Source organism: Nocardia carnea, from assembly GCF_029869215.1.
Lineage (GTDB): Bacteria > Actinomycetota > Actinomycetes > Mycobacteriales > Mycobacteriaceae > Nocardia > Nocardia carnea_B.
Genome location: NZ_JARWPM010000037.1, coordinates 20,053 through 27,432, shown reverse-complemented (window position 1 = coordinate 27,432; position 7,380 = coordinate 20,053). Strand labels below are relative to the sequence as shown.

7 protein-coding genes are annotated in these 7,380 nt (G+C 68.7%); 2 read left to right on the top strand and 5 right to left on the bottom strand.

All coding sequences use genetic code 11. From position 1 onward, the window contains the following. Positions 1-299: 299 nt before the first annotated feature. Positions 300-1,805 (bottom strand): Asp-tRNA(Asn)/Glu-tRNA(Gln) amidotransferase subunit GatA, encoded by a 1,506-nt coding sequence (gatA, locus tag QH276_RS01440; RefSeq protein ID WP_280401734.1) that lies wholly within the window; start codon positions 1,803-1,805, stop codon positions 300-302. After that, the gene (gene gatC, locus QH276_RS01435) at positions 1,802-2,101 is read right to left on the bottom strand and encodes an Asp-tRNA(Asn)/Glu-tRNA(Gln) amidotransferase subunit GatC (RefSeq protein ID WP_280401735.1); all 300 of its coding nucleotides are present in this window, start codon (positions 2,099-2,101) and stop codon (positions 1,802-1,804) included. The genes gatA and gatC overlap by 4 nt, the downstream gene beginning before the upstream one ends. 247 nt (positions 2,102-2,348) lie before the next feature. Between gatC and QH276_RS01430 the strand changes: the two genes are divergently transcribed. Further along, entirely contained in the window at positions 2,349-2,999 is a 651-nt protein-coding gene (locus tag QH276_RS01430) for an amino acid-binding protein (protein ID WP_280401736.1), read from the top strand. A 50-nt stretch (positions 3,000-3,049) separates the two neighbouring features. Here the strand turns inward: QH276_RS01430 and QH276_RS01425 are convergent, their stop codons facing one another. After that, positions 3,050-3,382: a hypothetical protein gene (locus tag QH276_RS01425; protein ID WP_348536665.1), complete on the bottom strand. Its 333-nt coding sequence runs from the start codon at positions 3,380-3,382 to the stop codon at positions 3,050-3,052. Between the two features lie 209 nt (positions 3,383-3,591). Between QH276_RS01425 and QH276_RS01420 the strand changes: the two genes are divergently transcribed. Continuing rightward, on the top strand, positions 3,592-3,825 hold the full coding sequence (locus QH276_RS01420) for a hypothetical protein (protein WP_280401737.1): 234 nt from the start codon (positions 3,592-3,594) through the stop codon (positions 3,823-3,825). 20 nt (positions 3,826-3,845) lie between these two features. Here the strand turns inward: QH276_RS01420 and QH276_RS01415 are convergent, their stop codons facing one another. Together QH276_RS01415 and ligA are read right to left on the bottom strand one after the other, a co-directional pair. Then, positions 3,846-5,090, bottom strand: coding sequence for an AAA family ATPase (locus tag QH276_RS01415; protein ID WP_280401738.1), 1,245 nt, complete (start codon positions 5,088-5,090; stop codon positions 3,846-3,848). Positions 5,091-5,253: 163 nt separating this feature from the next. Further along, positions 5,254-7,374, bottom strand: a complete 2,121-nt coding sequence (gene ligA / locus QH276_RS01410) for an NAD-dependent DNA ligase LigA (protein ID WP_280401758.1) — start codon at positions 7,372-7,374, stop codon at positions 5,254-5,256. Positions 7,375-7,380: the final 6 nt, after the last annotated feature.

Genomic DNA, 7,380 nt, shown 5'->3' with positions numbered 1-7,380 from the left:
GCGCCCCACCGTGAATCTCGGCAAGCGGCGGGCCACCCCGCTGGGCCGTCGCCCCGCCGCGGTCCCGGCCTCCCGGCCGCTAAACTCGCGGCGGCGCCGAATCGTCGCGCGGCGGGAAAGCTGGGACGGGCCAAACCCTCCAAGGGCCTCGCTGAACTCGGCGCCGCCGACGGTCACGTGTGGGTTTCGGGGCCATGTGAACCCCTCATCAGGGCCTGTGTGTGCTCACCCGTCAGCCGCTGCCGGTAGCGAGTCCGTCCGACCGAGAGATTCCGGGCGGACCCACCCGCTGGATCTCATCAGGGCCTGGTAGGACTCGGCGCCGACGTGGTGGCGATCGGCCCGCGCGCCGCCTCGTAGGCCGCGCCGACCCGGTACAGCCGGTCGTCGGCCAGCGCCGGGGCCATGATCTGCAGGCCCACCGGCATCCCGTCGTCCCGGCTCAGGCCCGAGGGCACCGACATCGCCGGATGCCCGGCCAGGTTGGTGGGCAGCGTGCACAGATCCGACAGGTACATCGCCAGCGGATCGTCGACCTTCTCGCCGAGCTTCCACGGCGTGAACGGGCTCGTCGGGGAGACGAGCACATCGACCTGCTCGTAGGCCTTGTCGAAATCGCGGGCGATCAGCGTCCGCACCTTGAGCGCCTGACCGTAGTAGGCGTCGTAGTACCCGGCCGAGAGCGCGTAGGTACCGATCATGATGCGGCGTTTCACCTCGGGCCCGAAACCGGCGGCCCGCGTGGCGGCCATGACCTGTTCGGCACTGTGCTGCCCGTCGTCGGCGACCCGCAGCCCGTAACGCATGGCGTCGAACCGGGCCAGGTTGGAGGACACCTCACTGGGCAGGATCAGGTAGTAGGAGGCCAGCGCGTACTCGAAATGCGGGCAGGACACCTCGACCACTTCCGCGCCGAGATCCTTCAGCACGCCCACGGCCGCGTCGAAGGAGGCGAGCACACCCTGCTGGTAGCTGTCGGAGTGCAGTTCCTTGACCACGCCGATCTTCACACCGCGCAGATCTCCGCCCGCGCCCTGGCGCGCCGCCTCGACCACCGGCGGCACCGGCACGTTACGAGAGGTCGAATCCCGCGGATCGTGCCCGGCGATCACCTCGTGCAGCAGTGCGGTGTCCAGTACCGTCCGCGCGCAGGGGCCGCCTTGGTCCAGGGACGACGCACAGGCGACCAGTCCGTACCGCGACACCGTGCCGTAGGTCGGCTTGGTGCCGACGGTCGCGGTGACCGCTGCCGGCTGCCGGATCGACCCGCCGGTATCCGTGCCGATCGCCAGCGGCGCCTGGTAGGAGGCCAGCGCCGCCGCCGAACCGCCGCCGGACCCGCCCGGGATCCGGCCGGTGTCCCACGGATTCCTGGTGGGTCCGTAGGCGGAGTTCTCGGTGGAGGAACCCATCGCGAATTCGTCCATATTGGTTTTGCCCAGGATCGGGATACCGGCGGCCCGCAGTCGCGTGGTGAGCGTGGCGTCGTAGGGCGCCACCCAGCCCTCGAGGATCTTCGACGCGCAGGTGGTGGGCATATCGGTCGTGGTGAACACGTCCTTGAGCGCCAGCGGGACACCGGCCAGCGGCGAGGCCGGTGCTTTCCCCCCGGCGATCGCGGTATCCACCTCGGCGGCGGCGGCCAGCGCCTGCTCACCGGCGACATGCAGGAAGGCGTGGTATTCGCCGTCGACCTCGGCGATCCGGTCCAGATGCGCCCGGGTCACCTCCACCGACGACACTTCCCCGCCGTGGATCTTCGCGGCCAGCTCGGCCGCACCGAGTCCGGTCAGTTCCTCCGTCATTCGCCCTCTCCCAGAATCTGCGGCACCAGGAACCGCTGGTCTTCACTGGCCGGCGCGCCGGCCAGGGCCTGCTCGGGGCTGAGCCCGGGACGCACCTCGTCGGGGCGGGTCACATTCGTCACCGGATCCGGGGACGGCGTGGCGGGAACATCGGCGGCGGCCACCTCGGAGATGGTCGCCACATGGCTGAGGATCGAATCCAGCTGTCCGGCGAACTGATCGAGTTCGGCCTCGGACAGGGCGAGCCTGGACAGCCGGGCGAGGTGTGCGACCTCGTCGCGGGAGATGGCGGTCACCGCGAACCCCTTTCGGCGATAGTTCGGATTACGGATCACAAGCACCGAACAGCCTAATGGTGCCGCTCGCCCGGGCCCGCCGCGAGGCCACACGAGCACCGCGGCCCACCCGATTCACACCGTCGGCTACCGCTGCGGGGCGGTCAGGGCGCACAATTCGAGTCGAGAACCCTTCGAAATGGGTGTAGAGATGAGCAGACCGGGTATCCGTTGAGAGCCTCGGCCGCTGAAGGAAAGGGAAACGCACGTGTCTTATCTGCTCCGCGTGCAACTTCCGGATCGTCCGGGAAGCCTGGGATCGCTGGCGGTGGCATTGGGCACCGTCGGCGCCGATATCCTCTCGCTGGACGTGGTCGAGCGCGGCGCCGGGTTCGCCGTCGACGATCTGGTCGTCGAGATCGCCCCGAACGCACTCCCCGATACGCTGATCACCGCCGCGGAATCGCTGGCCGATGTGCGCGTCGATTCCATCCGGCCGTATTCGGGTGTCCTCGACACCCACCGCGAACTCGAACTCATCGACAATGTCGCCAATGCCCGCGACGACCGGCTCCAGGTGCTCGTCGACGGGATCCCCCGGGTGCTGCGAGTCGGCTGGAGCACCGTGCTCGACATCGGCCCGCAAGGCGCGTACCGCCTGGTCGGCAGCCAGAGCGCACCGCAGACCCAGGCGGCATCGGTGCCGTGGATGCCACTGCAGAAGCCGACGGCGCTCGACGCCGACGCGGACTGGGTGCCGGAGATCTGGCGCGATATGGATACCAAACTGGCCGCCGCGCCATTGGGGCCGTCCAGCCAGGCGCTCCTGCTGGGCCGCCCCGGCGGGCCCGATTTCCGGCCCTCGGAGATCGCGCGTCTCGGGTACCTCGCCGGAATCGTCGCGACCGTTCTGGGCTGAACAGCCTTGTCAGGTCACCGGGGCACCCGTGCCACCGCAAGCGGGTCGCGTTACGACCCGGGTTCCACAATCCGCCACCGGTCCGGCTTGCCGGGCGGATAGGCGACGGTGAGCGTATCGCCGACAGCGGGCCAGTAGGCGGCATCCCAGACCAATCGCCCGTACACCACGGTGCCGGATTCGGACGGACCGGACAGGTTTCCGGTGATGGTCACGAACTGCTCGCCCATCGCCTCGGGCCGCGGGCTCACCCCGGTGAGGTACAGCGACCCGATCTCGGCGTCCTGCGGCAGCGCGGTACCCCGCCGCCCGCGGAACACCAGGACCAGCATTCCCACCAGTGCGGCCACCATGATCGCCAGCATCGCCAGTTCGAAGAACACACCACCATGCTAGGCCGAGCCGCCGCCCGCACCGGCCGCGCACGCCGAGCCGCCGGCAGTCCGGTGGATTCCCGGTCCGAAACCCGCTGCGCCGGAAAAAGATCATCCGAAACGCCCGCGAGTAACTGTTTGCGTGAGACCTGCCGCATCGCGCATCAGGCCGCCACCACCGGGTATCCCACGATTACCGATGCGGAAGGAAGATCGAAATGCCGAACCCATCGATTCGAACGGGCGCGACCGGCAGTCGCGTCCTCGGCCTGGTGCTCCTGATCTGGTTCGTGGCGGGCATCGTCGCCGCCTGGCAGCGGGGCTATTTCAACGAACCACCGGAACAATGCTCACACGCCGCGACGCTGGCGGTGAACATCGTCGCCGGACCGCTCAACTACATGGGCCTCAACCCGAAGATGGGTTGCACATTGCCACAACCGAGCAAGTAGCCGGCGCCGGCGGCCGGCGCTCAGGACATCGCGAGTGTACTGACACCGGCCGCCGACCTCCGGACCGTCCAGACACCGGTGCGGGTGCGCGCCGACCGTCCGTTACCACGGTCCACGAGCGCGCGATCGCCGGTCGTGTACACCAATTGCGCACCGCGCGTATTGGTTTCCGGATTCTGGAACAGCTGCACCAGGCGATCGGCCTCCTCGGCCGTCAGCTGCGCGCCGAAATCGTCGGCAACCAGCACCTTTCCGGCGTCGAGGGTATCGAGCAGTACGGGTAGCAGCCGTAGCAGAGCCAGGGTCGCGGAGGATTCCTCGGCGAGAGTGAACACCGGTTCGATACCCGTATGCACGAGCCGCAACCCGACCCCGTGCCGCGCGACCATCCGCGTGTACAGCGCGTCGCGCGCATTGCGCATATTGGTCAGTTCGCGTGCCAGCTGCGCGACGGTGAGCCCGGTGTCCTGTTCCAGCTGCGCCGCGTACCCCGCGGAGGCGATCGCCCGCTCGGTCTGTTCGCTCAGCGCCGCGATATCGGCGTCGAGGTCGCGCAGATAGTCGGCGTACCCGGGATCGTGCTGCGCGATGAGCAGATCGGTGATCCCCAGATCGGCGGTCTGCAACAAGGTCAGCAACCGGGCCGCGTTCTCGGCGGACCGCGACAGATGCGAACCCACCCGCAGTTCGATCGCCTCGGTAGCGACGGGGCCACGCAGCACCTCGAGCATCGTTTCGAACCAGCGGTAGGCGGGCACCAGCGCCTCGGCGTACATCTGCCCGGCCAGGCTCAGCAGCAGCGCGTTGGGTCGCACCAGCGGCACCAGCGCGGTGATGCCGAACCGCGCGGCCTCGAACATCGGCCCCACCCGCACCGCTTCACCCTCGCGTTCGAAAACGATCCGCTTGCGCGACCGCGGATGGCTGTAGAGCCATTCGGCCGTGACATCGGCGGCATCCAGCCGGAACCCGTAGGTGTACGGCGTCCCCTCGGCGATGAACACCACCTCGAATTCGGAGGGCTGCCCGGTACGGCCGAGATGCGGTGCGCGTTCGGGCCCGGCGTAGGGGTCCCAGCCGGTCACCGAACGCAGCACCGCGTCGCGCATATGCCCCAGCGCATCCACCAGATTCGATTTACCGGCCGCCGGCCCGCCGTGCACGGCGGTGACCGGCACCGCCACCGGCGTGCTACCGCGGGTCAACCGCAATTCCTGAAGGTCGGCCAGCGATTTGTGGTTGGACACCCGAAAACTGCGCAGCATCCCGCCATCCTGCCGTGCCCGGCCGCCGGGCCGCAGCATCGGGACCGCCACCGTGTCGTACCGGTCCCCTCCGGGGCGGTCCCGGAACGACCGGTGTTCCAGCGCGAAGCCGATATGCCGGACCGAGGCGTCGGCGGTCCAGAAGAGCAGCTCAGGCCCCGCGCTACTCCTTCGGCGCGTCCGGTTCCGAGCCGGATTCCCCGGCCGGTCGCACGGCATCCGGGCCGGATTCGAGGAGGGTGCGGAATCCGTCTTCGTCGAGGATCGGCACACCCAGTTCCTCGGCTTTGGCGGCCTTGGAGCCGGGCGAATCGCCGATCACCACGAAGGCCGTTTTCTTCGATACCGATCCGGCGGCCTTCCCGCCGCGCTGCAGGATCGCCTCCTTCGCGCCGTCTCGGGAGAATCCCTGGAGCGATCCGGTGACCACGATGGACAGGCCCTCGAGGTTGCGCGGGATCGATTCGTCTCGTTCGTCGGCCATCCGGACCCCCGCGGCCCGCCATTTGTCCACGATGGCGCGATGCCAGTCGACGGTGAACCATTCCGCGACCGCGGTCGCAATGGTGGGCCCGACGCCCTCCGCACCGGACAGTTCCTCGAGAGTCGCCTGCTCGATCCGCTCGAGGCTGCCGAATTCGGCGGCCAGGGCGCGGGCGGCCGTGGGCCCGACGTGGCGGATGGACAACCCGACCAGCACCCGCCACAGCGGGACGTCCTTGGCGGCGGCGAGGTTGTCCAGTAGGCGGCGGCCGTTGGCGGAGAGGCTGCCGTTCTTGTTCACGAACAGCGAGACGTTCTGCAATCGCTCGGCGTCCAGGTCGAACAGGTCGCCCTCGTCGGTGATCGCGCCGGAGTTCAGCAGTGCGACGGCCGCCTCATAGCCCAGCGCCTCGATATCGAAGGCGCCCCGGCCCGCCACATGGAACACCCGCTCCCGCAACTGCGCGGGGCAGGTGCGCTGGTTGGGGCAGCGGATATCGGCATCGCCTTCCTTCTCGTAGGCGAGTTCGGTCCCGCATTCGGGGCAATGCGTGGGCATCACGAATTCACGTTCGTCGCCGGTGCGGGCATCCACCACCGGGCCCAGCACCTCGGGGATCACATCACCGGCTTTGCGGATGGTGACGGTATCGCCGATCAGCACGCCCTTGCGCACCACCTCGGCGGCATTGTGCAAGGTCGCCATCGCGACCGTCGACCCGGCGATCACCACCGGTTCCATCACCGCGAACGGCGTAACCCGCCCGGTGCGCCCGACGTTCACCGCGATATTGCGCAGTTTCGTGGTGGCTTCCTCCGGCGGGTACTTGTAGGCGATCGCCCAGCGCGGCGCCCGGGAGGTGGACCCCAGCCGGCGCTGCAGCAGCAGTTCGTCGACCTTCACGACCAGACCGTCGATCTCGTGCTCGATATCGTGGCGGTGCTCGGCCCAGTAGGCGATACGGTCCAGCACGGCATCGACCCCTTGGACCAGCACGGTATGCGCCGACACCGGCAGCCCCCAGGCGGCGAGCGCCCGATAGGCGTCGTGCTGGGAGCGGGGCGTGAACCCCTCGGTGCGCCCGAGACCGTGGCAGATCATCCGCAACCGCCGCCGCGCGGTGACCGACGGATCCTTCTGCCGCAGCGAACCGGCCGCGGTATTGCGCGGGTTCGCGTACGGCGGTTTACCTTCCGCCACGATCGCGGCGTTGAGCGTTTCGAAATCTTCCAGCCGGAAGTACACCTCCCCCCGCACTTCCAGCAGGTCGGGGATGGGGAATTCGTCGGTTCCGGTGAGTTCCCCGGGTATGTCCTCGATGGTCCGCGCGTTGAGCGTGACGTCTTCACCGGTCCGGCCGTCACCCCGGGTGGCGCCGCGGACCAGTTTCCCGTTGCGGTAGACCAGGTTGAGCGCGACCCCGTCGATCTTCACCTCACACAGATAGTGCAGATCCGGGCCGGTCTCCTCCTCGACCCGCGCCGCCCAGGCACGCATATCCGCCGCGGAGAAGGCATTGTCCAGGGAGAGCATCCGCTCCAGGTGATCCACCGGGGTGAAATCGGTGGCGAATCCGCCGCCCACCAGCTGGGTGGGCGAATCGGGGGCGCGCAGATCGGGGTATTTCTCCTCCAGCGCCAGCAACTGCTGGAACAGCTGATCGAATTCACCGTCGGAGATGATCGGCGCGTCCCGGACGTAGTACCGGAACTGGTGTTCGCGCACGGTATCGGCGAGTTCCTGCCAGCGCGCGCGTTCCGCCCCGGCGGCCGGTGCGGGTGCGGCCTCGCCGTTGGAGATATCCCG